Annotated in this window: 18 protein-coding genes; 10 read left to right on the top strand and 8 right to left on the bottom strand. The window is 70.4% G+C overall.

Translation table 11 applies throughout. The features are described from left to right. The 3 genes from ROTAS13_RS04775 to zwf form a co-directional block, all read left to right on the top strand. Positions 1–269, top strand: a 269-nt coding sequence (locus ROTAS13_RS04775) for a PDZ domain-containing protein (RefSeq protein ID WP_139323265.1), incomplete at its 5' end; no start/stop codon positions are given. A 142-nt stretch (positions 270–411) separates the two neighbouring features. After that, positions 412–2,223 carry a phosphogluconate dehydratase gene (edd, locus tag ROTAS13_RS04770; protein ID WP_019460819.1) on the top strand — a complete coding sequence of 604 codons (1,812 nt, stop codon included), beginning with the start codon at positions 412–414 and terminating at the stop codon, positions 2,221–2,223. Between the two features lie 35 nt (positions 2,224–2,258). Further along, positions 2,259–3,722, top strand: a complete 1,464-nt coding sequence (gene zwf, locus ROTAS13_RS04765) for a glucose-6-phosphate dehydrogenase (protein ID WP_075821681.1) — start codon at positions 2,259–2,261, stop codon at positions 3,720–3,722. Between the two features lie 26 nt (positions 3,723–3,748). Here zwf and ROTAS13_RS26040 read toward each other — a convergent pair whose 3' ends face one another. After that, positions 3,749–4,444, bottom strand: a complete 696-nt coding sequence (locus ROTAS13_RS26040) for a GntR family transcriptional regulator (protein WP_171979033.1) — start codon at positions 4,442–4,444, stop codon at positions 3,749–3,751. A 155-nt stretch (positions 4,445–4,599) separates the two neighbouring features. Between ROTAS13_RS26040 and ROTAS13_RS04755 the strand changes: the two genes are divergently transcribed. From ROTAS13_RS04755 to ROTAS13_RS04745, 3 genes are all read left to right on the top strand, one after another. After that, positions 4,600–5,442, top strand: a complete 843-nt coding sequence (locus ROTAS13_RS04755; RefSeq protein WP_019460822.1) for a fumarylacetoacetate hydrolase family protein — start codon at positions 4,600–4,602, stop codon at positions 5,440–5,442. Between the two features lie 127 nt (positions 5,443–5,569). Continuing rightward, a complete protein-coding gene (gene kdgT, locus ROTAS13_RS04750; protein WP_019460823.1) occupies positions 5,570–6,583 on the top strand; it encodes a 2-keto-3-deoxygluconate transporter in 1,014 nt (337 codons plus the stop codon). Between the two features lie 132 nt (positions 6,584–6,715). Next, a complete protein-coding gene (locus tag ROTAS13_RS04745) occupies positions 6,716–7,447 on the top strand; it encodes an SDR family oxidoreductase (RefSeq protein ID WP_019460824.1) in 732 nt (243 codons plus the stop codon). A gap of 333 nt (positions 7,448–7,780) precedes the next feature. Here ROTAS13_RS04745 and hrcA read toward each other — a convergent pair whose 3' ends face one another. After that, positions 7,781–8,827, bottom strand: a complete 1,047-nt coding sequence (gene hrcA / locus ROTAS13_RS04740; RefSeq protein WP_019460825.1) for a heat-inducible transcriptional repressor HrcA — start codon at positions 8,825–8,827, stop codon at positions 7,781–7,783. Between the two features lie 606 nt (positions 8,828–9,433). Between hrcA and aspT the strand changes: the two genes are divergently transcribed. Beyond that, positions 9,434–11,125 (top strand): aspartate-alanine antiporter, encoded by a 1,692-nt coding sequence (gene aspT / locus ROTAS13_RS04735; protein WP_075821680.1) that lies wholly within the window; start codon positions 9,434–9,436, stop codon positions 11,123–11,125. A 49-nt stretch (positions 11,126–11,174) separates the two neighbouring features. Next, complete coding sequence (locus ROTAS13_RS04730) at positions 11,175–12,893, top strand: bifunctional aspartate transaminase/aspartate 4-decarboxylase (RefSeq protein WP_075821679.1); 1,719 nt, start codon at positions 11,175–11,177, stop codon at positions 12,891–12,893. Between the two features lie 47 nt (positions 12,894–12,940). Here ROTAS13_RS04730 and ROTAS13_RS04725 read toward each other — a convergent pair whose 3' ends face one another. The 4 genes from ROTAS13_RS04725 to ROTAS13_RS04710 all read right to left on the bottom strand — a co-directional run bounded on the left by ROTAS13_RS04725 (position 12,941) and on the right by ROTAS13_RS04710 (position 18,592). Continuing rightward, a complete protein-coding gene (locus ROTAS13_RS04725; protein ID WP_075821678.1) occupies positions 12,941–14,557 on the bottom strand; it encodes a M20/M25/M40 family metallo-hydrolase in 1,617 nt (538 codons plus the stop codon). 11 nt (positions 14,558–14,568) lie between these two features. Then, complete coding sequence (locus ROTAS13_RS04720; protein WP_075821677.1) at positions 14,569–16,167, bottom strand: ABC transporter substrate-binding protein; 1,599 nt, start codon at positions 16,165–16,167, stop codon at positions 14,569–14,571. Between the two features lie 163 nt (positions 16,168–16,330). Further along, positions 16,331–17,611 carry an ArgE/DapE family deacylase gene (locus ROTAS13_RS04715; protein WP_019460830.1) on the bottom strand — a complete coding sequence of 427 codons (1,281 nt, stop codon included), beginning with the start codon at positions 17,609–17,611 and terminating at the stop codon, positions 16,331–16,333. Between the two features lie 60 nt (positions 17,612–17,671). Further along, a complete protein-coding gene (locus tag ROTAS13_RS04710; protein WP_058390238.1) occupies positions 17,672–18,592 on the bottom strand; it encodes a LysR substrate-binding domain-containing protein in 921 nt (306 codons plus the stop codon). Positions 18,593–18,744: 152 nt separating this feature from the next. Between ROTAS13_RS04710 and ROTAS13_RS04705 the strand changes: the two genes are divergently transcribed. Continuing rightward, a complete protein-coding gene (locus tag ROTAS13_RS04705) occupies positions 18,745–20,304 on the top strand; it encodes an ABC transporter substrate-binding protein (protein WP_075821676.1) in 1,560 nt (519 codons plus the stop codon). A gap of 204 nt (positions 20,305–20,508) precedes the next feature. Here the strand turns inward: ROTAS13_RS04705 and ROTAS13_RS04700 are convergent, their stop codons facing one another. Continuing rightward, positions 20,509–23,616, bottom strand: a complete 3,108-nt coding sequence (locus ROTAS13_RS04700) for an efflux RND transporter permease subunit (RefSeq protein ID WP_019460834.1) — start codon at positions 23,614–23,616, stop codon at positions 20,509–20,511. After that, entirely contained in the window at positions 23,613–24,860 is a 1,248-nt protein-coding gene (locus ROTAS13_RS04695) for an efflux RND transporter periplasmic adaptor subunit (RefSeq protein ID WP_226945948.1), read from the bottom strand. The genes ROTAS13_RS04700 and ROTAS13_RS04695 overlap by 4 nt, the downstream gene beginning before the upstream one ends. 445 nt (positions 24,861–25,305) lie before the next feature. Between ROTAS13_RS04695 and ROTAS13_RS04690 the strand changes: the two genes are divergently transcribed. Then, positions 25,306–25,554 carry a hypothetical protein gene (locus ROTAS13_RS04690; RefSeq protein WP_075821675.1) on the top strand — a complete coding sequence of 83 codons (249 nt, stop codon included), beginning with the start codon at positions 25,306–25,308 and terminating at the stop codon, positions 25,552–25,554. Positions 25,555–25,587: the final 33 nt, after the last annotated feature.

The following is a 25,587-nucleotide window of genomic DNA, read 5'->3' as shown; positions in this document are numbered from 1 at the left end:
AGGGCCTGGACCTGCCGCGCGGCACCAAGGGCGCCGTGGTTTCCGCCGTGGAGCCCGACGGCCCCGCCGCCCAGGCCGGGCTGCAGGCGGGCGACGTGATCACCAGCGTCGCCGGCAAGCCGGTGGCCAGCCCCGAGGACGCCGCGAAGGCGATCCGCGAGGCCGCCCGGAGCCATGGCGGCGCGGTGGCGCTGCGGGTGCTGCGCGACGGCCACGGGGCCTTCGTGGCGATGCAGGCGCCGCAGGCGGGCAAGTCCCACCAGGGCTGACCCCCCCTGGGGCCAGGGATGGAGAGGGCGAGGGCGGCTCCCGCAGGGGCCGCCCTTTCCTGCGTTCCGGCCCCGCATAATCGGCTTGCGGCGGCGCCGCACAATGCGCAGTTTGCTGGCCGGGTTCCGACGGATCGAAAACATGACGTTGCAGGCACGGATTGGCGAAGTCACCGAACGCATCGTGGAGCGCAGCCGCCCGGCACGCTCCCGCTACCTCGACCGCATCGAAGCCGCCGCGGCGAAGGCCCCGCGCAAGGCGCTCGGCTGCGCCAACCAGGCGCATGCCTTTGCCGCCTGCGGCGCGGCCGACAAGGAACGCATCTATGGCAGCGACGCGCCGAATCTCGGCATCGTCACCGCCTATAACGACATGCTTTCGGCGCACCAGCCCTATGAGCGCTTCCCCGGGCTGATCCGCGAGGCCGCGCGCGCGGCCGGCGCCACGGCGCAGGTAGCGGGCGGCGTGCCCGCCATGTGCGACGGCGTCACGCAGGGCGAGGCGGGAATGGAGCTCTCGCTCTTCTCGCGCGATGTCATCGCGCTCGCCACCGCCGTCGCGCTGTCGCACCAGACCTTTGATGCCGCCGTCTATCTCGGCATCTGCGACAAGATCGTGCCCGGCCTCGTCATCGGTGCGCTCTCCTTCGGCCACCTGCCCAGCGTCTTCATCCCCGCCGGGCCGATGACCTCCGGCCTGCCGAACGACGAGAAGACGCGCATCCGCCAGCTCTTCGCCGAGGGCAAGGTCGGGCGCGAGGCGCTGCTGGAGGCGGAGACGCGGTCATACCACGGCCCCGGCACCTGCACCTTCTACGGCACCGCCAACACCAACCAGATGCTCATGGAGATCATGGGCCTGCACCTGCCGGGCGCCAGCTTCGTCAACCCCGGCACCACGCTGCGCGACGCGCTGACGAAGGAGGCCGTGCGCCGCGCGCTGGCCATCACCGCCTCCGGCAACGAATTCATGCCGGTCGGCCGCATCCTGGACGAGCGCGCCTTCGTCAACGGCATGGTCGGGCTGCACGCGACGGGCGGTTCCACCAACCACACCATCCACCTCGTCGCCATGGCCGCCGCCGCCGGGATCACCCTGCGCTGGGACGATTTCAGCGATCTCGCGGAGGTGACGCCGCTGCTCTGCCGCGTCTATCCCAGCGGCAAGGCGGATGTGAACCAGTTCCACGCTGCCGGCGGCATGGGCTTCGTGATCCGCGAGCTGCTCGATGCCGGGCTGCTGCACGAGGATGTGAACACCGTCTGGGGCACCGGGCTGCGCGGCTATGTCGCCGACCCCGGCGTGGCGGAGGACGGCACGCTCACCTGGCGCGAGGTACCGGCGGAAAGCGCCGATCCGAAGATCATCAGCAAGGCCAGCGCGCCCTTCCAGCCGACCGGCGGGCTGCGCGTGCTGGAAGGCGATCTCGGCCGCGCGGTGATCAAGACCTCCGCCGTGGCCGAGGAGCGCCATGTCATCGAGGCCCCCGCCCGCGTCTTCCACGACCAGTCCGAGTTGCAGGCGGCCTTCAAGAAGGGGGAGCTGAACGGCGATGTCGTGGCCGTGGTGCGCTTCCAGGGGCCCAAGGCCAACGGGATGCCGGAGCTGCACAAGCTGATGCCGCCGCTGGGCGTGCTGCAGGACCGGGGGCATCGCGTCGCCCTGGTCACCGACGGGCGGCTTTCCGGCGCTTCCGGCAAGGTGCCCGCCGCGATCCATGTCACGCCCGAGGCCGCCGAGGGCGGCGACATCGCCAGGATCCGCGACGGCGACATCGTCCGCGTCGATGCCGTGGCCGGGCGCCTGGAGGTGAAGGTGCCGCCCGCGGAATGGGCCGCCCGCCGCCCTGCCGAGGCCGATCTGGCGCATTACCACAGCGGCGTCGGGCGCGAGCTCTTCACCGCCTTCCGCGCCAGCGTCGGCTCCGCCGAGAACGGCGCCAGCGTCTTCTGACCGTCACCGCCAGGAAAGAGACCCGAGAGACCGTGATGGCCAAGATCGTTCCCGTTCCGCAGTTCGACTATGTCGTCTTCGGCGCCACCGGCGACCTGACGATGCGCAAGCTGCTGCCCTCGCTCTATCACCGCTTCCGCGACCGGCAGTTCGACGACCGCTGCCGCATCGTCGCCGCCGCGCGCACCGAGATTTCCGACGACGGCTACCGCGCCCGCGCCGAGGAAGGCCTGCGGCAGTTCGTGAAGGCGGATTTCGACGCCGCCACGGTGCAGGACTTCCTGCGGCTGGTCGTCTACAACCGTGTGGACGGCGCCGGGGAGGAGGGCTGGCCCGAGCTGATGGAGCGGCTGAACGAACGCCCCGATGTCGTGCGTCCCTACTACCTCGCCACCTCGCCCGACCTCTATGGCCCGATCTGCCGCAACATCGAAGCCCATGGCGGCCTGACGCCGAAGTCGCGCGTGGTGCTGGAGAAGCCGATCGGGCGCGATCTCGCCTCGGCCCGGGCGATCAACGACGCGGTCGGCGCCGTGGTGCCGGAGGCGCAGCTTTTCCGCATCGACCATTATCTCGGCAAGGAGACGGTGCAGAACCTGATGGCGCTGCGCTTCGCCAACACCATCTTCGAGCGCCTGTGGAACGCGGACATGATCGACCATGTCCAGATCACCGTGGCCGAGACGGTGGGCGTGGAAGGGCGCGGCGGCTACTACGACAGGTCCGGCGCCATGCGGGACATGCTGCAGAACCATATCCTGCAGCTTCTCTGCCTGCTCGCCATGGAAAGCCCGGTCTCGCTCGACGCCGATGCGGTGCGCGACGAGAAGCTGAAGGTGCTGCGCGCCCTGCGCCCGCTCGTGCCCGCGGAATTCGCCGGCACCATCGTGCGCGGCCAGTACACGGCCGGCGCGGTGAACGGACAGCCGGTCGCGGGCTACCTCGCCGATCTGGGCGACGGCGCCAGCACCACCGAGACCTTCATCGCCATGAAGGCCTATGTGAACACTTGGCGCTGGGCCAATGTCCCCTTCTATCTCCGCACCGGCAAACGCCTGCCGCAGAAGGTCTCGGAGATCGTCATCCAGTTCCGCTCGCCGCCCTTCACCATCTTTCCCGGCGAGGCCGGCAACCTGGAGCCCAACCGCCTGCTGATCCGCCTGCAGCCGGAGGAAGGCATGCGGCTGGAGATGATGACCAAGGAGCCCGGCCCCGGCGGCCTGCATCTGCGCCCCACCGGCCTCGACATCTCCTTCGAGAAGGCCTTCAACAGCCGCTACCCGGATGCCTATGAGCGGTTGCTGATGGATGTGGTGCGCGGCAACGCCACGCTCTTCATGCGCCGCGACGAGGTCGAGGCCGCCTGGAACTGGGTCGAGCCCCTGCTGGAAAGCTGGGAGGACAAGCCCGAGACCCCGCGCCCCTACGCCGCCGGAAGCTGGGGACCCACCGCCGCCATCGCCCTGATCGAGCGCGACGGCCGCACCTGGTACGAGTGAGACGGGCGGGGCCGGGGGGGGCTGCCTTACCCCGGCTCCTGCCGCCGGTCGAAGAACAGGCGGACCGCATCCGCCGTCCGCTGGTAGTGTTCCCGCAGGGCCTGCACCGCTTCCTCCGGCCGCCGTGCGAGCGTGGCGTCGAGGATGTCCCGGTGCTCGCGCACGACATCGCGCTTCACGCCCGGGATGCTGACCGACATGCGGCGGTAGCGTTCCGCCCGCGCCAGCAGCGCCCCGCACAGGCCGGTCAGGATCGGTGAGCCGCAGGCCGAGAGAAGGCTGGTGTGGAAGACCGTGTGCTTCTGCTCCCAGTCGTCCCGCATTGCCGAGGGGATGTCGTCGCGCTCGCGCGGCAGGCGCGCCATCAGGTGATGGGCCGCCAGCACGCGGCTTTCCCATTCCGCGTCCCCGTGCAGGATCGACAGCCGCAGGGCCTCGCCCTCCAGCAGCTGCCGGTTGTGCACGATGTCCATCATCTCGGCGGCGGAAACCGGCGCCACCCAGAAGCCCCGGTGGTTGTCGGCCAGGGTGAAGCCTTCCGCCGTCAGCCGGACCAGCGCCTCCCGCACCGGGGACACGCTGGTGCCGCAGAGCGCCTGGAGGTCGGCGAAGCGCAGACGCTGGCCCGGCGGCAGCGATCCCCGGCGGATCGCGTCCAGGATGGTGGCATAGGCATCGCCCGCCAGCGTGCGCGTTTCGGCCCGTTCCTTCACCTGCTGCACTTCGGTCGCGCTCCGTATTTTCGAAAATCGACGTCGAATTCGAATGATATTGACATTTCGTAAGTTCAGCGGGAAGCCTGCACCAAGGTTCCAGACTCGTGAAAAGAGCGGCCGACGGTCCTGGCCAGGGGCCGCTTGTTCAGGGAGACAGCGTCTTGAAGCTCGTTCGTTTCGGTTCACCCGGCGCCGAGAAGCCCGGCCTCGTCGATGCCGATGGCCGCATCCGTGACCTTTCCGCCGTGGTGCCCGACATTGGCGGCCCGGTGCTGTCCCGCGATGGCCTCGCCCGCCTGCGCGACCTCAGCCCCGCCGACCTGCCCCTGGCCCCCGAAGGCGTCCGTCTTGGCGCCTGCGTCGCCGGCACGGGCAATTTCATCGCCGTCGGGCTGAACTATGCCGACCATGCGGCCGAGAGCGGCATGGCGGTGCCCAGCGAGCCGGTTCTCTTCAACAAGGCTCCCTCCTGCATCGTCGGGCCGGACGACACCGTGCTGCTGCCGCCCGGCTCCACGAAGTCCGACTGGGAGGTGGAGCTCGCCGTGGTGATCGGCGAGCGCGCCTCCTATGTCTCCGAGGCCGAGGCGCTGGACCATGTCGCCGGCTACTGCGTCTGCAACGACGTGTCCGAGCGGGAATACCAGCTTGAGCGCGGCGGGCAGTGGACCAAGGGCAAGGGCTGCCCGACCTTCGGCCCGCTCGGCCCCTGGCTGGTGACGAAGGACGAGATCGGCGATGTCCAGGACCTGCGCATGACCCTCGCCGTGAATGGCGAGACGGTGCAGGACGGCTCCACCCGCACCATGGTCTTCCAGGTGCCCTTCCTCGTCTCCTACATCTCGCGCTTCATGGCGCTGATGCCGGGCGACGTCATCACCACCGGCACCCCGCCGGGCGTCGGCATGGGCATGAAGCCCCCCCGCTACCTGCGCGGCGGCGACAGGATGCGCGTGGAGATCCAGGGCCTGGGCGCGCAGCAGCAGCGCGTCTCGGCCGGCTGAGCCACCCGGCTCCGGCCAACCAGCAGACCCGGCCACCGACCCGGAGAAGGGCGGGGCCGGAGGGCAGGAGCGGCGCCCGCGGACCGGGCGCCCCCGCCCCGTAACCAGGAAGCGTGAGGCTACGTCCATGAGAATCAAGGATACGATCGACAGGATCCCCGGCGGGCTGATGCTGATGCCGCTCCTGCTCGGCGCGCTGTGCAAGACCTTCGCCCCCGGGGCGCCGCTCTACTTCAAGGGCTTCACCCAGGGCATCATGACGGGCGTGATCCCGATCCTGGCCGTGTGGTTCTTCTGCATGGGCGCCTCGATCAAGCTTTCCGCCACCGGCACGGTGCTGCGGAAATCCGGCACCCTGGTCCTCACCAAGCTTGTCGCCGCCTGGATCATCACCCTCGTCGCCTCGATGTTCATTCCGGCCGAGGGCATCCAGACAGGCTTCTTCGCGGGCCTCTCCATCCTGGCCATCGTCTGCGCCATGGATATGACGAATGGCGGCCTCTATGCCTCGCTGATGCAGAGCTATGGCACGAAGGAGGAAGCGGGCGCCTTCGTCCTCACCTCCATCGAATCCGGCCCGCTGATGAGCATGATCATCCTCGGCGCCTCCGGGGCCGCGCATTTCGAGCCGCAGATCTTCGTCGGCGCCGTGCTGCCCTTCCTGGTCGGCTTCGCCCTCGGCAACCTCGATCCCAAGCTGCGCGCCTTCTTCGCGCCCGGCGGCCAGCTGATGATCCCCTTCTTCGCCTTCTCGCTCGGCAACACGATCGACCTGAACACGCTGCTCTCGCCGCTGGCCGGCCTTGGCGTGGTGCTCGCCCTGGCGGTCATCGTGCTGACCGGCATTCCGCTGATCCTGGCCGACCGGATCATCGGTGGCGGCACCGGCACGGCCGGCATCGCCGCTTCCTCCACCGCCGGTGCCGCCGCGGCCAATCCGCTGGCCATCGCCGCCGTCGCCCCGCAGTTCATGCCGGTGGCCCAGACCGCCACGGTGCTGGTGGCGATCTGCATCATCGTTACCTCCCTCCTGGTGCCGATCCTCACCGGCCTCTGGTACCGGCAGTTCGGCCAGGGCATGGCGGAGAAGGGACGGGCGGACGACCCGATGCCCGCCCTGCACATGCATCCGGCGGACTGAGCGCGGCCGCCCCTTCACGACGGCATGGCCCGCGGGGCGCATCCCGCGTGCCATGCCGTGACATGCGGGAGCCGGCTCCACGCCCCGACGGAATGGGCCAGGCTCCACAGGTATTCGAGCGGGAGAAGACACATGACTCTCAGTCTGGACGGCAAGACCGCCGTGATCACCGGCGCGGCGCAGGGCATCGGCCGCGCCACGGCGGAGCTTTTCGCCCGTGCCGGCGCGAAGGTCGTCGCCACCGATGTCAACGCGGCGAAGCTGGAGGAGCTGGAAGGCCCGGGCATCGAGCGCCGCGTGCTGAATGTGCTCGACGATGCCGCCGTGCGGGACGCCATGGCCGCGATCGGCCGCGTGGACGTGCTGTTCAACTGCGCGGGCGTCGTCCATGGCGGCACGATCCTGGAGATGCCGGACGCGGATCTGGACTTCGCCCTGGACCTGAACGTGAAGGCCCTGGTCCGCACCAGCCGCGCCGTCCTGCCCGGCATGCTGGAACGTGGCGACGGCTGCATCATCAACATGTCCTCGGTGGCCTCCAGCGTGAAGGGCGTGCCCAACCGCTTCGCCTACCAGACCAGCAAGGCCGCCGTGGTCGGCCTCACCAAGTCCATCGCCGCCGACTATGTGACGCGCGGCATCCGCTGCAACGCCATCTGCCCCGGCACGGTGGAAAGCCCCTCGCTGCAGCAGCGCCTGGCCGCCGGCGGCGACTACGAGGGCGCTCGCGCCGCCTTCATCGCCCGTCAGCCGATCGGCCGCATCGGCCAGCCGGAGGAAATCGCCGATCTCGCCCTCTATCTGGCCACCGCCACCTATACCACCGGGCAGATCCACGTCATCGACGGTGGCTGGACGATGTAGCTTCGGCGGCGCGTCGCTTCGGGCGCTGCGCCGTCCCGGGGGACAAGGCTCCGCCTTTTCCCCCGCGCCCCCTGATCCGCCAGGACGCTGCGCGCCCTGGCCCCCGTTCGTTGGCGCCTGCTGCGGCCGGATCGCGCCGGAGAGCCACGCTCTTTGGCGGCTGCGGGCGCCAGCAGCGTGGACAGGGTGTTGTTCTTTTTCGGGAACGCGCCGATCCAGCTGCTCTGCCGGATCGGGCTGCAGGCTGGGCTTGCCATCGGTGCCAGCGAAAGGCGGAGCTTCCCTCGGGGATGGGACACAGCTGCCCAGGGCAGGGGACCGGGCAGATCCCTTTCAGCCCAGCAGGCGGCCGATCACCCCGGCGGTGTAGTCCACCACCGGGATGATCCGGCGGTAGTTGATCCGCGTCGGCCCGACCACGCCGACCGCGCCGACGATGCGTTCCTGGGAGTTGCGGAAGGGGGCCACGATCATCGAGACGCCGGAAGCATCGAACAGCCCGCTTTCCGCACCGATGAAGATCTGCACGCCCTCGCCGCGCTGTACCAGCTCCAGCAGGCGCAGCATGGTTTCCTGCGCCTCCAGCTGGTCGAACAGCGCCTGGATTTCCCCGATCTTCTGCGTCTGGTCCAGGTTCTCCAGCAGCCGCGACTGCCCGCGCAGGATCAGCGACCCGCCGCCGCCGCCGGACCAGATGCCGAGGCCGGATTCCACCACCTGCGCCGTCAGCTCGTCGAGTGCGCTGCGGTTCGCCGTGATCTCGCGGTTCACCTCCTCGCGCGTCTCGTCCAGCGTGCGGCCGTTCAGCCGGTGGTTCAGGTAGTTGGTGGCCTGGGTGAGCGAGCCGGTCGGCAATCCGGCCGGCACCTCGATCACCCGGTTCTCCACCTGCCCGTTCTCGCTCACCAGGATCACCAGCGCCCGGCCGGGACCCAGGGCCACGAACTCGATATGCCGCACCGGGCTGTTGGTCTTGGGCGCCACGACCAGGCCCGCCGCCCCGGCCAGGCCGGACAGCATCCGCCCCGCCTCGCCCAGCGTGTCGTGCAGCGAGCGTCCGGAGGCCGCGCAGCGGGCGGTGATGGCCTCCCGCTCCTGCTCGGTCAGCTGGCCGAATTCCAGCAGCCCGTCCACGAAGAGGCGGAGGCCCCGCTCGGTGGGCAGCCGCCCGGCGCTGGTATGCGGGGCGAAGAGCAGGCCGGCTTCCTCCAGATCCGCCATCACGTTGCGGATGGTGGCGGGGGAGAGGGCATGCGGCAGGCGGCGCGACAGGGTGCGCGAGCCCACCGGCTCCCCGGTTTCCACGTAGAGCTCCACGATCTGGCGCAGGACCGCCGCGCCGCGCCCGTCCAACGCCTTTTCCAGGTTGCTCGAGATCATGCCTCCCGGGTTCCGGTGCGCCCGGCCCTCAGGGGACATGTCCCAGCAGGCAGCAAGAAATGTTCCAGCACGGTAGGAAGGTAGGTAGGCTCCCCCACCGGGTCAATCGCCGCCCATGGCGGGGCGGGCGGAGATGGGGCCGGCGCGCGATGTTTGCCACGGCCCATGGCGGGTCTGGCGGGAACCGGCGGCTCGCCGTCTCTCAAGGCGGGAGGCTGGCGGGTTGCCGCCTGGCCTCGCTGGAAGTTGAACCGGTATCGAAACGTAGACTGCTCCTCCTGCTGCGCCGGCAAGTCATTGTTCCTGCTGCAAGGCAAGGTTTGCCCCGCACAGTCCCGCCCATGCCGCGCCCGGGCCCCCGCCGGGGGCCGCACACCGGGAATTGGGTTGGCAGACGCGCGGGCTTCCCCATGATCAGCCAGGAGAAACGCAGGGGCCCCGCAAGCCCGCTGCGCTGGCCATGCGCCACCGGTGCCGCTCCCTGGACGGGGCGACGCCGCGGGCGGGAAAACTCCGGCCCAGCGTCCTCCGTGGCGCCGGGCCTTCGATGGCCCGCAGGGACAATCCTGTCCTGAAGGCCAGCCTTCGTCCGGGAGTCCCTCGCCGATGTGGACGTGGTTCGTCGAAACGCTCCGGACCTATCCGGAGATCGCCGTCTTCCTTTCCCTGGCGATCGGCTATTATGTCGGTGCTTTCAGCATCCGGGGGATCGGCCTCGGCGCCGTCACCGCGACGCTGCTCGCCGCGATCCTGATCGGCCAGCTCGGCATCACGATCTCGGCCAACGTGAAATCCATCTTCTTCCTGATGTTCCTCTTCGCCATCGGCTATGGCGTCGGGCCGCAATTCGTCCGCGGCATCGCCCGGGACGGCGTGCCGCAGGCGGTCTTCTCGGCGGTGGTCTGCCTTCTCTGCCTTGGCGCCTCCTGGCTGGCCGCCCGCATCGCCGGCTACGACCTGGGCTTCTCGGCGGGGCTCTTCGCCGGCTCCCAGACCATCTCCGCCTCGCTCGGCCTCGCCACGGACGCGGTGAACCGGCTGGGCCTGCCGCCGGAACAGGCCAAGCCGCTGCTGGATGCCATGCCGGTCGCCTATGCCGTCACCTACATCTACGGCACCATCGGCTCCGCCCTGATCCTGGCGCTGCTGGGGCCGAAGCTGCTGGGCTTCGACCTGGAGGCCGCCTGCAAGGCCTATGAGGCGCGCATGGGCGGCAAGCCGGAACCGGGCGGGGAGGGCAGCGCCTGGCACCATTACGTGCTGCGCGCCTATCGGCTGGAGGTGGGCATGCGGGTGGTCGGGCAGACCGCCGCGGCGGCCGAGGCCAGCTATCCGCAGGCCCGCCTCTTCGTGGAGCGCCTGCGCCGGGACGGGAAGGTCGTCGAGGCCAGGGCGGACACGGTGCTGCAGGCGGGCGATGTCGTGGCCGTCTCGGGGCCGCGTGGCGTGATGGTCGATCTCCTGGGCCACGCGGCCACGGAGGTTGATGATCCGGAGCTGCTGAGCGTCCCGATGGAGGGCGTCGATGTCGTCGTCACGCAGAAGGCCGTCGACAACAGGACCCTGGCGGAGCTGAGCCACCAGCCCGCGGCGCATGGCGTCTTCCTGCGCCGCATCCGCCGCGGCGCCACCGGCACGGAGATCCCCGTCCTGCCCGCCACGCGGATCCATCGCGGCGACGTCCTGACGCTGGTTGGCCGCACGCAGGAGATCGCGGCCTCGGCCCGCGCCCTCGGCCATGCCGACCAGCGCGGCAACACCGCCGACGTCGCCTTCATCGGCGCCGCCATTGCCCTCGGCACCCTGGTCGGGGCCCTGGTCTGGCGTGTCGGCGCCGTGCCGCTCACCCTCTCCACCGCCGGCGGCGCGCTGATCTCCGGGCTGTTCTTCGGCTGGCTCCGCTCGATCCATCCCACCTTCGGGCGCATCCCGCCCGCCACGGTCTGGTTCATGAACTCGGTCGGGCTGAACGTGTTCATCGCCGTGGTCGGGATCACCGCCGGGCCCGGCTTCGTCGCCGGCGTGCGGGAACTGGGGATCAGCCTCTTCCTCTGGGGCATCTTCGCCACCTCGGTGCCGCTGATCCTCGCGCTCTATATCGGCAAGTACGTCTTCCGCTTCGACGATGCGCTCGTCCTCGGCTGCTGCGCCGGGGCGCGCACGACCACCGCCGCCCTCGGCATGATCACGGACCGCGCGAAGAGCCAGGTCCCGGCCCTCGGCTACACCGTGACCTATGCCATCGGGAACACGCTGCTGACCATCTGGGGCATGGTCATCATCATGCTGCTCGCCTGACGCCCCCGCAGAAGCCCGATCCCTCCCTCTCTCCCACCGGGGAAGTGCCATGACCGAGATCGACTATGCCAGGCTCGCGCAGCTCAGCCCCTTCGAGCTGAAGGACACGCTGATCAGCCTCGCCTCCAGCCAGGCCAGCCGCACCATGCTCAATGCCGGGCGCGGCAACCCGAATTTCCTTGCCACCCTGCCGCGCCGGGCCTTCTTCGCCCTGGGCCGCTTCGCGGTGGAGGAATCGGAGATGTCCTTCTCCTACATGCCGGAGGGCGTGGGCGGCCTGCCGCACCTGGATGGCATCACCGGCCGTTTCGAGAGCTTCGTCGCCCGCCACCGCGACGATCCCGGCGCCGCCTTCCTGCGCCGCGCCGTCTCCTATGTGCGCGACCAGATCGGGCTGCCCGAGGCGGAGTTCGTCCACGAGATCACCGAGGCCATCCTCGGCTGCGAATACCCCGTGCCGCCGCGCATGCTGAAACTGACCGAGAAGGTGGTGCGCGAATACATCGTGAAGGAGATGGTGGGCGGCCTGCTGTCCTCCGCCGATGTCGATCTCTTCGCGGTGGAGGGCGGCACCGCCGCCATGACCTACATCTTCAACTCGCTGCGGGAGAACCGGCTGATCGCGCCCGGCGACAAGGTCGCCATCGGCATGCCGGTCTTCACCCCCTATATCGAGATCCCGGAACTCTCCGATTACCGGCTCGTCGAGGTGCCGGTGAATGCCGATCCGGAGATGGGCTGGCAGTTCCCGCAGGCGGAGCTGGACAAGCTGGCCGATCCGGCGGTGAAGGTCTTCTTCGTCACCAACCCCAGCAACCCGCCTTCGGTGAAGATCGACGCGAAGGGGTTGGAGGCCATCGCGGCCATCGTCTCGGAGAAGCGGCCGGACCTGATCATCCTCACCGACGATGTCTACGGCACCTTCGCCGACGATTTCGAATCCCTCTTCGCCCGCTGCCCGCGCAACACCGCGCTGGTCTATTCCTTCTCCAAGTATTTCGGTGCCACCGGCTGGCGCCTCGGCGTGATCGCCATGCACCGCGACAACGTGCTCGACCGCGCCCTGGCCAGCCTGCCGGAGGAGGACAGGAAGGCGCTCGACGAACGCTACCGCTCGCTCACTCCCGATCCGCGCAATCTCGCCTTCCTCGACCGCCTGGTGGCGGACAGCCGCAGCGTCGCGCTGAACCACACGGCGGGGCTCTCCACGCCGCAGCAGGTGCAGATGCTGCTCTTCTCGCTCTTCGCGCTGATGGACGGCAAGGACAGCTACAAGGCCGCGCTGAAGAAGGTCATCCGCAGCCGCAAGAAGGCGCTCTACCGCGAGCTTGGCGTGCCGATCGACGACGACGCGAATTCGGTGGACTACTACACGCTGATCGACCTGGAGAAGGTGACGCTCGGCCTCTATGGCCGCGACTTCGCCGACTGGGTGCGCGACACGCAGAACCCCACCGAGATCCTGTTCCGCGTCGCCGCCGAGACCGGCATCGTCCTGCTGCCCGGCAAGGGCTTCGGCGCGCCGCATCCCTCGGGCCGCGCCTCCCTCGCCAACCTGAACGAGTACCAGTACGCCGCCATCGGCCGGTCGCTACGGGGCCTCGCCGCCGAGTTGCACGGGACCTTCCTGAAATCCGGCGGGCGGCGGGACGCCGCTCCACAGGCATCCCCGATCGCCGGGACCAGGACCTCCAAGGGGGAGGGGCCGGGAGAGGAGCGGGGCGCCGGCATCACATCCCATGCGGGCATGACGGAAGAAGAACCCTGAATCGAGGACTCGGCGAGAAGGGATGACGGCGCGTCGGTCGCCAGGGGTCAGAGCGGCTCCCCGGCTCCCGTCCCGGCATGGGGGGTCGGGAAGCACCATTCCTCGCCCCGTGCCGTGGTGACGTATTCCGGCCAGCGCAGGTCCACCGGCGGATCGAGGCCGGGCGGCAGCAGCGGCCCCACCCAGCGCGTGCCGCCGACCCCGCCGCCCGTGCGCTCGCGGAATTCCGCCTGCGCCGCTTCCAGCAACTCCGGCCGTCCGGCGAGGTCGAGCAGCGTCAGTGCCATGGTGCGCGCCGCCGCGAACATCCCCGGGTCCATGGCCGCCGGCAGCCCGCCCAGCGCGTTGTAGGCCCAGGCCGGGTAGCTGTAGCCCGGCGAGGGCGGCCGCAGCCGGGGGCGCGCCGCCAGCAGCCGCACCGTGGGCGCGTGCCAGGAATATTCGACATAGTCGTCGGCGCTCAGGTGCTTCTGCCAGGAGGGGAGGCCGGCGCGCTGCGCCGCCTCGTATTCCTCGGGCGGCGTCAGCTTCGTGACCCCCGCGATGAAGGGATCCTCCATCGGCGCCAGCCCCAGGTTGCGCTGGATCTCCCGCCCGAATTCCAGCGCCTCCCGGGAATAGGCGGGGGCGCCGACGGCCTGGAGGTTGCGCCAGGTGATCTCCGTCATCGCGCTGTTGGGCAGCCCGACGCGCGTCTTCGTCACCCAGCGCACGAAGGCGCGGCAGCCCGTGGTGGCCGCCGCCTGCCGCGCGTTGTTGGCCAGCACGCGCCAGATCTGCTCCTGGATCTCCAGCGCCGAACTGCGCCAGGAATACTGGATCTGCGAGAAGCGCGGGGTGAGGTTGTCCGAGGTCGCGCCCGCATCGCCGAGCACGAACTCGTTCAGCGTCCAGGAGCCGGCATGGGGGAACATCGCCTCCTTGGTGTACTTCGTCATCGTGTACATCAGGCACATCGCATCCAGCGCGCCGGGCGAGCGTGCCACCGCATGGGCCGCGTCGATCGGCATCAGCGCGGGATCGACCCAGCGTTCCGGCGCCTCGGATTCGAAGCTGATCACCGCGCTCCAGTAGGCGCCGAAATGCGTTTCCCCGGTCACCGTGTTCAGCGGCCAGGGATGCCAGACCACCGCCGCGTCCAGCCCGTCGTAATAGCCCCGCGCGGCGTGGAAGGGCTTGGAGCCGCAGACCTTTTCCGCCGGCTCGCCGAACAGCTTCAGCGTGCCCGGTGTCCCCTGTGCCTGCATCGCCGATTTCGCCGCCAGCATCGCGGCGAGCGAGGCGGTGCCCAGCACCGAATGCGGGTCGGTGTGCCCGGCGGCATAGGGGTGCAGCCCCTCGCGCGGGGCGGGGTAGGGGACGGCCTGCTGCGAGTTCCCCGGCACCGCGTCGTATTCCGAGAAGCCGGCCAGCACCGGCCCGCCTTCCCCCTGGCCTTCCCCTTGCGTCCAGCGCGCGGCGAAGGCGGTGGGCATGCCGCCCGAGCCTTCCTCGACCTCGAAACCCTCGGCGCGGAGGATCTCCACGTAGTCCCGGACCGAGCGGTACTCGCGCCAAGCGGGTTCCGCATGTGCCCAGATCCGCGCGTTGAAAGCGGAAAGCCGCGCCTCGTTCGCGGCGATCCAGTCCAGCGCGTGCCGGCGCAGCGCCTCGTGCTTTTCCATGCGACGTCTCCTCAGGCCGGCCGAACGTTCCAGAAGGTCGGGAAGCCGTTCAGCACCCCGGTGATCGACTTGCGATAGGCGGTGGGCTGGATGTACTGGCCCAGCGGGTAGAAGGGCACGTCGACCAGGCACTGCTTCTGGATCTCGGTGCAGATCGCCTTCTGCGCCGCCTCGTCCGGCGCCTGGAACCAGGCGTCGCGCAGCTCCTCCGTGCGCGGGCTGGTGGACCAGCCGGCATAGCCCGCCTCGCCATTGCCGCGCAGGGCGATATGCCCTGCCGGATTCAGCCAGTCCGTGCCAGCCCAGCTCGTGACGAAGGCATTCCAGCCGCCCTGCTCGGCCGCGTCCTTGCGGTTGCGCCGGGTCAGCATCGTGCCCCAGTCCAGCGCCAGGTAGTCCACGTTGAAGCCGGCCTGCTTCAGCATGTCCGCGGCGACATCGCCCTGCGACTTCAGCGTCGGGCTGTCGGCCGGCACCATCAGCACCACCTTCTCGCCCTTGTAGCCGGCGGCGGCCAGGTCGCTCTTCACCTTGGCGAGGTCGTGCGGCGGGTTGAACACCTCCAGCCCCGTCTCGCTCGCCATCGGCGTGTTCGGGCAGAAGAAGCCGAGCGGCACATGGAACAGCGCCGGGTCGCCGCCGGTCAGCGCCTGCATGTAGGAGGTCTGGTCGATCGCGCGCAGCAGCGCGCGGCGGATCGCGGGATTGTCGAAGGGCGGCTGCAGGTGGTTGACCCGCAGCATGGTCACCATGCCGGTCGGGTCCGGCACCTGCACCGTCACGTCCTTCATGCTCCGCAACAGGGGCAGCATGTCGTGGTAGGCGTATTCCATCCAGTCCTGCTCGCCGTTCTGCAGGGCGGCGGTGGCGGTGCCGATATCCGGCATGGTGTTCCACACCACGCGGTCGTAGTGGACGATCTTCGGCCCGGCCGTCCAGTCCGGCGTGCCGCCTTCCCGCGGCTTGTAGCCGGCGAACTTCTCATAGACGTTGCGCGCCCCCGGCACGCGCTCATCCGCCTTGAAGCGGAAGGGCCCGCTGCCGATCAGCTCCGGCACCTGCTGGAAGGCGTCCGTCCTTGCCAGCCGTTCCGGCATCATCGCGCACATCAGCGAGGGCGTCTTGCCCAGCGCCGCCGGCAGCAGCGGAAAGGACCGCTTCAGCCGGAAGCGGATGGTGCGGTCGTCGGGCGCGGAAAGCTCGTCCGTGGTGGCGATCAGCGTGGCGCCGAAGGGGTCGCGCTTCGCCCAGCGCCGGATCGAGGCGACGCAGTCCCGGGCCAGAACCTTCTCCCCGTCATGCCAGAGCAGCCCGGGACGGAGCGTCAGGTCCCACTGCTTCCCGTCCTGGGCGATCCGGTGCCCCTCCAGCATCTGCGGCTGCGGCTGGAAGTTGCCGTCCATGCCGTAGAGCGTGTCGAAGACCAGGTAGCCGTGGTTCCGCGACACATAGGGCGTGGTGTAGACCGGATCGAGATAGACGAGGTCGATCTGCGGGATGAAGCGCAGCGTGGTCTGCGAGGCCGCGCGCAGCTTCGCCGGCGCGGCGAGCGACGCCACCGCTCCTCCCAGGATCGCGCCACTTCCCTTGAGCAGGCTGCGTCTCTGCATGTTCCGTCGTCCTTCTGCGCCTAGCGGCTTGGCCCGCCAGCCTGTCACGATGCCATGCCCGGCGCCCTGGGGCGCCCGGCGTCCCGGTTCCGCCGTGTGACCCCCGGGTGGAAAGGCGCCGCCTTTTCCCCGGGCTCTTTGTCCGCTCCCAGGCAGCGCGGTTCTAGCTTCGCCCGGCGCCGCACCATCCCGCCACGAAGGCGGCGATGCTCTTGGTGGTGCCGCGGATGGATTCGATCTCCACCCGCTCGTTGAAGCCATGCACCTGTTCCGCCTTCGGCCCATAGCAGAAGGCCGGGATGCCGTAGAACAGGCTGTAGAAGCGGGCATCGTTCAGCCCGGTGCCGGCCCGGCTCCTCAGCTCGCCCCCGCCGAAGGCCGCGTTCGCCTCGCGCAGCAGCGCCACCGGCGCCTCGGCATTCTCCAGCACGTAGCCGCGCGAGAGATAGCCCGACCAGACCACCTCCGGCGGGTTGTTGGCAAGAAAGGCATCCTTCTGCGCCGTGGCCGCCACGCAGTCGGCGATCTCCTTGCGGCAGGCATCGACGTCCCAGCCGGGCAGGATCGCGATACGGCAATCCACGTCGCACCAGGCGGGCACGGAGGAGGCCCAGTCGCCGCCCTTGATGATGCCCGGGTTGAAGTTCAGCGGGTGCTCCATGGCGCCGTAATGCGGGTCGCTCTTCGCCCGCCGGTTCCAGTCCTCCTCCAGCCCCTCCAGGCCCTGGATCAGCCGGTAGGCCGCCTTGATGGCGTTGGAGCCGTCGCTGGCATAGGCCACATGCGCCGGGATGCCGCGCACCTTCAGCCGGAACCAGAGCACGCCGACGCAGACATCGGTGATCGTCCGGTTGCTCGGCTCCGGCAGCAGCGCGCAATCGGCGCGGTAGCCGCGTTGCAGCGTCGAGAGCGCGCCGACCCCGGTGCTTTCCTCCTCGATCACCGACTGGAAATGCAGCCGCCCCTTGAGGCTGTAGCCCGCCTGCCGCACCGCCTCGACCGCGTAGAGCGCGGCGATGGTGCCGGACTTCATGTCGCCCGCCCCGCGCCCGTACATCCAGCCATCCTTCACCACCGGGCTGAAGGGCGGCGTGTCCCACATGTCCAGCGGACCCGCCGGCACCACGTCGCAATGCCCCTGCAGGATCAGCGAGCGGCCCGTTTCCTGCGCCGGGCGCAGCGTGCCCACCACGGTCCGGGCCTGGGAGAAGTCGTGCTCGATCACGCCGCAATCGGGCAGGCCGGCGAGATCCTCCATGCGGATCGTCCAGTCATCGACCGTGTAGCCGCGCTCGCGCAGCAGGTCGGCCATCATGTCCTGGGCCGGGCCCTCGGCGCCGCGCGTGCTGGGGATGGCGGAGAAGCGCTTCGTCGTCTCGATCTGCGCGTCGAAGTTCCGGTCCACCGCCTCGGCGATTCGGGCGGCGAGTTCGGGGTCGATCATGCGGGAACCTCCTTTGCGGCAGGGCGCGATGATCGCGCGCCGGTGAGGCGGCACAATCAGCTATTTGGCGAGGACCGGTGCCTTTTCCGCACCGGTGCGTCCGGCCCGCCCGCACATGCCGTGCAGCCAGTCCCGCACCGTGACGATCTCCTCCTCCTCCCAGCGGCGCGTATCGGCCAGGACGTGATAGGATTTGGGCCGCACCTCGGAGGGGAAGGGCTCCACCAGCCGCCCTTGCCGCAGGTCCTCCTCCACCAGCAGCTCGTTGGCCAGCGCCACGCCCTGGCCCAGCCGCGCCGCCTCCAGCGCCAGGTGCGCGGTGCCGAGGCAGGAGCCGAAGGGCTGGCGGCGGCAGCGCATGGCCCGCAGCCAGTGCCGCCAGAGGTCCATGGATTCGTCGTGCAGCATCGGCAGGCGCAGCAGGTCGTCCACGTCGCGGATGCTCTGCCGTGCCAGCAGGGCCGGGCTCATCACGGGAAAGACGCGCGGCTGCGCCATTTCCTCGCTCCGCAGCGGCGGCAGCACGGCGAGGTGCTCCAGGTACACCACCTCCACATCCACCTCGACGCCCTCGGGTCTGCCGCGGGACAGGCGCGGCTCCAGCATCACCTCGCGCCCGGGCAGCAGCCGCTGCAACTCCGGCAGGCAGGGCAGCACGCGCACGTTGGAGAAGCCCGGCACGCAGCGGATGGTCAGCGGCCGCCGCTGCCGGCGCAGGTCCGCCGCCGCCTCCGCCAGCCCGGCCAGGTGCGGCGCCACCCGCGCCGCGAAACGCGCGCCCTCCGCCGTCAGGGCCAGCCCGCGTCCGGAGGGGCCGACCAGCGGCACGCCCAGCGCCCGCTCCAGGTTGTGGACATGGCGGGACACCACCGTGTGGCTGACCCCCAGCGCCTCGCCCGCCGCCCGCACGCTGCCGGTGCTGGCCAGCGCGTGGAAGGCGCGCAACGCCACCAGGGGAGGGAGCTTCAGCAGGATCTCCACCTTTGGAAAAGCGGGATCATATCGTGCCCCGGCCGGTTGCGAAGGGCCGGGCACCCGCCCGATCATCATCCACCTGACGCCTGCCTGTCATCGCCCTGTCACCGATCCGCCGCAGTTTCCGCCGCGCACCGGATCAGGGGAGTCGGGGGAACATGCGATCGACGCGGCGTCACCTTCTGGGCGGCGGCCTCGCGGCCGTCCTTCCCGGCCTGCCGGCCGCCGCCAGCGCCCAGGCGGCTGGCACCGACACGCGCCCCGTTCTGCGCATCGGGGTCGCCGACCTGCCGCCGACGCTGGAGCCGGCCAAGGAGCTCAGCAATGTCGGCACACGCATCACCTATTCCGTTTTCGACACGCTGATCCGGCGTGACTTCCTGTCATCCCCGGATGGGGGCGGCGCCCGCCTCGTGCCGCATCTGGCCACGGCATGGCGGCGCGAAGGCGATCGCGACCTGCTCGTCACGCTGCGCCCTGGCGTGCGCTTCCACAACGGTGACACGCTTGCCGCCGAGGACGTGGTCTTCACCTTCGGCCGCATGATGGGCGACCAGCCGTTGCTGGTGGAGGCGAAGTCCTATTTTCCCACGCTGGAATCGGTGACCGCGGAAGGGCCGCTCGCCGTCCGCTTCCGCACCCGCGTGCCCGATATCCTGCTGGAGCAGCGCCTCGCCTCCTGGTGCTCCTGGATCGTCAACAAGCGCGCCTATGAGGAGCTCGGCCTGCAGGGCTTCGGCCAGGCCCCGGTCGGCACCGGCCCCTACCGCCTGCGCAGCCTCCGCCGCGACCAGGCGATCGTGCTCGACGCCTTCGACGATTACTGGATGGGCCGCCCGACTGCCCGCGCGGTGGAGTTCCGCGGGATTCCGCAGGTCGCCGGCCGCACCGCCGCCCTGCTCGCCGGCGATATCGACCTCGCCACCAATATCCCGCCCGACCAGGTGGAGGAGCTTCAGGGCCGCTCCGGCATCGATCTGCGCAGCGTGGTGCTCGCCAATGTCCATGTCCTGGTCTTCGACCAGCGCGGCGCCGGCCTCTCCGACAAGCGCGTCCGCCAGGCGCTGGGTCTCGCCATCGACCGCGAGTTGCTGGTGAAGACGCTCTGGAACGGCGCCGCCCTGGTGCCGCACAGCCACAACTTCCCCGAATACGGCGACATGTACCTGCCGGGCCGCAGCCTGCGCTATGACCCGGACCGCGCCCGCGCGCTGCTGCGCGAGGCGGGCTATGACGGCACCGAGATCACCTACCGCACCCAGGCCAACTACTACACCAACGCCCTCCCGGCAGCGCAGGTGCTGGTTGAGATGTGGAAGGCGGTCGGCCTCAATGTCCGCCTGCAGGTGGTGGAGAATGCCGCGCAGCTCCGCCCGGCGGCCGGTGGCCAGATCAGCAACTGGTCCAACTCCACCCGCCTGCCGGACCCGCTCGGCGCGATCTGGATCGGCTGGGGGCCCGGCAGCACGCCCCAGGTCTCGAAATCCTGGACCTCCACTGCGGCCTTCAACCGCGCCGGCCATGCGCTGGAGGCAGAGACCGACCCGGCGAAGCGCCGCGCCCTCTTCGCCACCATGCTCGATGCCTGGGAGGACGAGGCGCCGGGCACCATCCTCTACCAGCCCGCCGAACTCTATGCCGTGCGCTCCAACATCCGCTGGCGTCCCTATACCTTCTACTTCATGGACCTGCGTCCGGATAACCTGAGCTTCGCCTGATGCCCGATCCCCGTATCGTCGCGCATCGCGGCTGTTCCGCCTTCCACCGCTAGAACTCGCCCGCCGCCCTGCGCCGCATGGCCGGGGAGGGGGCCAGCGGCTTCCTGGTGAACGATCCCGCCGCCGCGCGCCGCGCGCTGGCTGCCTGAAGGGGGACAGGCCCCGGGGGCAGGGCTTTCCGCCTGTTCCCTCGGGGCGCGCTCCTTACTCCGCCGGCTGGGTCGCCGGCCCGATGCGTGGCCCGGCGCCGCTCCCGCGCAGCCGCTTCGCCCACTGGCCGAGCGCCTCGAAGCCCAGGTACAGCACCGGGGTCACGAAGAGCGTCAACGCCTGGCTGACCGCGAGGCCGCCGACGATGGCGAGGCCCAGCGGCTGACGCAGCTCCGCCGCCGCACCCCAGCCCGCAGCGATCGGCACCGCGCCCGCGGCGGCGGCCAGGGTGGTCATCAGGATCGGCCGGAAGCGCAGCAGGCAGGCCGCGCGCACGGCGGAAAGCGCGTCCTCGCCCTCCCGCTGCCGGACCAGTGCCACATCCACCACCATGATGGCGTTCTTCTTCACCAGCCCGACCAGCAGCAGCACGCCGATCACCGCGATCACCGACAGGTCCAGGCCGAACCACCACAGCGTCGCCAGCGCGCCGAGCGCCGCCGCCGGCAGGCCGGACAGGATGGTCAGCGGATGCACGAGGCTCTCGTAGAGCACGCCGAGGACCACATACATCACCAGCACCGCGGCCAGGATCAGCATCCCCTGGCCCGCCAGCGCCTGCTGGAAGACCTGCGCCGTGCCGGAGAAGCTGCCGATCACCCCGGCGGGCAGGCCCAGCTCCTCCTCCGCCTGCTGGATCGCCGCCGTGGCGTCGCCCAGCGCCACGCCCGGTGCCACGTTGAAGCCGATCGTCACCGCCGGAAGCTGCCCCTGGTGCCCCACGGTCAGCGGCCCGGTGGAGCGCGTCACCTTCGCCAGGGTGGAGAGCGGCACCAGCTTGCCGCCGCTGGCGCGGAGATAGATCTTGTCCAGCCCGTCCTCGTTGCGCTGGTCCTCCGGCAGCGCCTCGACGATCACCGGATAGGCATTGGCCTGGGCATAGATGGTCGAGATCTGCCGCGCGCCGAAGGCGGAGTAGAGCGCCTGCCGCACCTGGTCGATGTTCACGCCCAGGGCCGCCGCGCGCTCCCGGTCCACCTGCACCGAGACCACGGGCGCGTCCAGTGTCAGGTCGGTGTTCACGTCCTGGAGCTGCGGCAGCCGCCGCAGCCGCGCCGCGAGCTTCTCCGAGAAGTCGTAGAGCGTATCGGAATCGAGGCCCTGGAGGGTGTAGATGTAGAGCGTGCGCGCCTGCCGCGCGCCGAAGGACAGGTTCTGGATCGGTTGCAGATAGACGCTGAGCCCCGGCACGCGGGCCGTCGCGCGGCGGAGCTGCTGCACCACCTCGCCGATCGGCGGCCGCTGGTCGCGCGGCTTCAGCTCCACATACATGCGCCCCTGGTTGATCGACAGGCTGTTGCCCACGGCGCCGACGGAGGAGTTCACCATCTGCACGGCGGGGTTGGCCTGGATGATCTTCGCCGCCTGCCCCTGGAGGTCGAGCATCGCGTCGAAGGAGGCGTCGCGCGGCCCTTCGGTGGAGACGGAAAGCAGCCCCGTGTCCTCGATCGGGAAGAAGCCCTTTGGCATCGCCACGGCCATCCAGCCCGCCGCCGCCAGCGAGGCGATGAAGAAGAGCCAGACCACGGCCCGCCAGCGCAGGGCGATGTCCAGCGCCCAGGCATAGGCCCGCTCCACCGCGCGGAAACAGCCCTCCAGCGCCGCATCGACCCGCGACGGCTTGCTGTGCGCGGGCAGCCAGGAGGACATCATGGCGGTCAGCGTCAGCGAGACGATGCAGGACACCGCGACGGCCAGCGACACGGTGGCGGCGAAGGCGTTGAACACCCGTCCCACCACCCCGCCCATCAGCAGGATCGGCAGGAAGACCGCGATCAGCGAGCAGGTGATCGAGACGATGGTGAAGCCCACTTCGCGCGAGCCGCGCAGCGCCGCCTCCAGGGGGTGCATCCCTTCCTCGACATGGCGGACGATGGCCTCCAGCATCACGATCGCGTCGTCCACCACGAGGCCGACCGCGAGCGTCAGCCCCAGCAACGTCACGTTGTCGATGCCGTAGCCCAGCAGGTACATCAGCCCCAGCGTGCCGGCGAGCGAGACGGGCACCGCGACCACCGGGATCAGCGTCGCCATCATCCGCCGCAGGAAGAGCCAGACCACCAGCACCACCAGGCCGACGGCGATCAGCAGGCTTTCCTGCACGTCATGCACCGCCGCCCGGATCGAGACGGAGCGGTCCAGGTTCACGTCCAGCGTCGCGCCCGGCGGCAGCGCCGCCTGCAGCGCGGGCAGGGCCGCCCGCACACCGTCCACCACATCCACCGTGTTGGCGTCCGGCTGCCGCTGCACCGCCAGCGTCAGTCCGCGCGTGCCGTTGCGGAAGGAGGCGATGCGGTCGTTCTGCACCCCGTCCACCGTGTCGGCGATGTCGGACAGCCGCACCGGCGCGCCGGCGCGCCCCGCCACGATCAGGTGCCCGAAGGCATCCGCGTCGGGCGGCTGGTCGTTGGCCCGCAGCACGAGTTGCTGGCGCGGCCCGCTCAGCGTGCCGACCGGCGTGTTGGAATTGGCGGTGGCGATGGCGTTGCTCACCTGATCGAGCGTGAGGCCCATCGAGGCCAGCCGCTCCGGCCGCATCCGCACCCGCACGGAATAGAGCTGCTCGCCGAAGGTCACCACCTGCGCCACGCCGGGCACGCGCGACAGGGCGGGGGAGATCAGCGTCGAGGCGATGTCGTTCAGCTTGTACAGCGGCACGTCGCCGCCCGAGAGCGTCAGCAGCAGCACCGGCGCATCCGCCGGGTTCGACTTGCGGTAGGACGGCGGCGTCGTCATCTCCGTCGGCAGCCGCCGCTGCGCCCGGGTCAGCGCCGCCTGCACGTCCTGCGCCGCCGCGTCGATGTTGCGGCTCAGCACGAACTGCAGGGTGATCTGCGTCGTGCCCTGGCCGGAGGTGGAGGAGATGCTGTCGATCCCGGCGATGGTCGAGAATTCCCGCTCCATCGGCAGTGCCACCGAGGTCGCCATGGTTTCCGGGCTTGCCCCCGGCAACTGGGCGGAGACGGTGATCACCGGGAAGTCCACCCGCGGCACGGCGGCCACCGGCATGGAGAAATAGGCCAGGATGCCCGCCAGCACCGCCGCCACGGCGAGCAGCCCGGTCATCACCGGGCGGCGGATGAAGGGTTCGGAGAGGTTCATCGCGCCGCCGCCTCACGCTGCGCGCGGCCCGGTTCCGCGCCGCCGACCTTGGGGGCGCCTCCGGCGGCACCGTTGCGGATCGTCACGCGCGTGCCGTCCTGCAACCGCTGCGCCCCTTCGGTCACCACCGGTTCCCCATCCGCGAGCGCGGCATCGGCCAGGACCGCCCGGCCGGAGGCATAGCGCACCACGCTGACCGCGACCCGCCGGGCGGCGGCGTTGTCGCCCTCCCCCTTCACCGCGTACAGGAAGCTGCCCTGCTGCCCGCGCTGCACCGCCGCCGCCGGGACCGACAGGGCCTTCGGGTCGGTGCGCGGCACCAGCACCACCTCCAGGTACTGGCCCGGCCAGAAGCGCGCCGGGGCATTGGCGAAGCGGCCCTTCATGCGGATCGTGCCGGTGGTGCTGTCCACCGTGCTGTCCACGAAGACCAGCTCGCCCTCGGCGCGCGGCCCCTGATCCTCCGGCGCCCGCGCCAGCACCCGGGGTGCGGCGGCCTGGCCGGCGGCGGCGCCCTGCTGCGCCGCGTGCACCACGGAAAGCCAGCGTTCCGGCACGGCGAAGGTGACCAGGATCGGGTCCGTCTGGGTGATGGTGGCCAGCACCACGCCCTCCGAGGCCCGCACGAAGTTCCCGGCCTTCACCGGCAGCGCGCCCAGCCGCCCCGGCGCCTCGGCGCGGATCGTGGCGAAGTCCAGGTTCAGCCGGGTCTGCGCCAGCAGCGCCTCGTCCGCCCGCACCACCGCAGCCGCCGCGGTGGCGTCGGCCTGCGCCTGCTCCAGCCGCTGCTGCGAGGCATAGGCGCCCGATTGCAGCGAGGCATAGCGCCGCGCGTCCTCCTGCGCCCGCGTCAGCGTCGAGCGGTCGCGGTCCAGGTTCGCCTGCTGCTGCGCGAGCTGGGCCTGGATGAGGCGGCTGTCCAGCGTGAACAGCACCTGCCCCGCCTGCACCCGGTCGCCCTCGTTGACCCAGACCTTCTCCACCTGCCCATCGACGCGGGAGCGGACGGAGATGACCGAGGGCGCCTCGGCATTGCCGTTGGTCAGCACCTCCACCGCCACCGGTCCCACCGTGGCCGCGGCCACCGCGACCGAGACGGCCGGTGCCCCGCCGCCGCGTTCCTGCGCCCCCGCCGGCGCGCCGGGCAGGCACAGGGCCGAGGCCAGCAGGATTCCGGGCAGCGGCCCGGATGGAAACGGGAAGGACGCCCCCGGAAGGGATCGGGCACGAAGCGCGAAGGGCATGGACGAGACCCGCAGGAGGAGGGGACAGCAAGCTTTGATGCTGCCTTTTCTGCAATGATCATACCGGAAACATTACGCTCACCGAGGCGCGAACTTCGCGCTGTGATGCTTTGTCACCGGAAGACCGGGCGTCCGCCGCGCCGGATGAACGGGGCGCAAGCCGGCGGACGTGCCCGGCACCCGGCGGCCAAGGCAGCCGTCGCGGATGGCGCGCCTCGCTTCCACCGGCGAAGCGCCGCTGCCGCGACCTTTTGCGCCGGCCGCCACGCCGCTCCCGCCATCGCGTGATGACGCTGGAAGGATGACGAGGACTTCATCTTCCGTGTTCCGGCCGGTCTCCCTGGATGTGGGCCGTCACCACGCTTCCACGGCCGCCCCTGACCGGCGGGAGGGCGTCCTGCCCCGCTTATGGACCGCGCCTGCCCATGGCATAGCGGTCGGGCCCATGACGCCGCCCGAATCCCTGCTGCCCTCCCCACCTGCCGCCATCCGTCACCAGCGGGCCGAGGGCACGGCGGAACTCGCCTTCGCCCTGGCCGCTTCCGGTGGCGCCGCGCCCCGTACCGTGCTGCGCCATCTCCATCAGGCCGCCCCGCTGCGCGTCCTCTTTCCCAGGCCCGAGCCCGGCGAGCCGCCGCTCGCCGCCCTGGTCAACACCGCCGGCGGCCTGGCCGGCGGCGACGCTGTCTCTTGATCACATCTACGCACAGCTCCACCGTAAGGCGAA

The sequence above is a fragment of the Roseomonas sp. TAS13 genome (assembly GCF_001950415.1).
Classification (GTDB): domain Bacteria; phylum Pseudomonadota; class Alphaproteobacteria; order Acetobacterales; family Acetobacteraceae; genus Roseomonas; species Roseomonas mucosa.
This window is presented reverse-complemented; position numbering and strand designations above follow the sequence as displayed.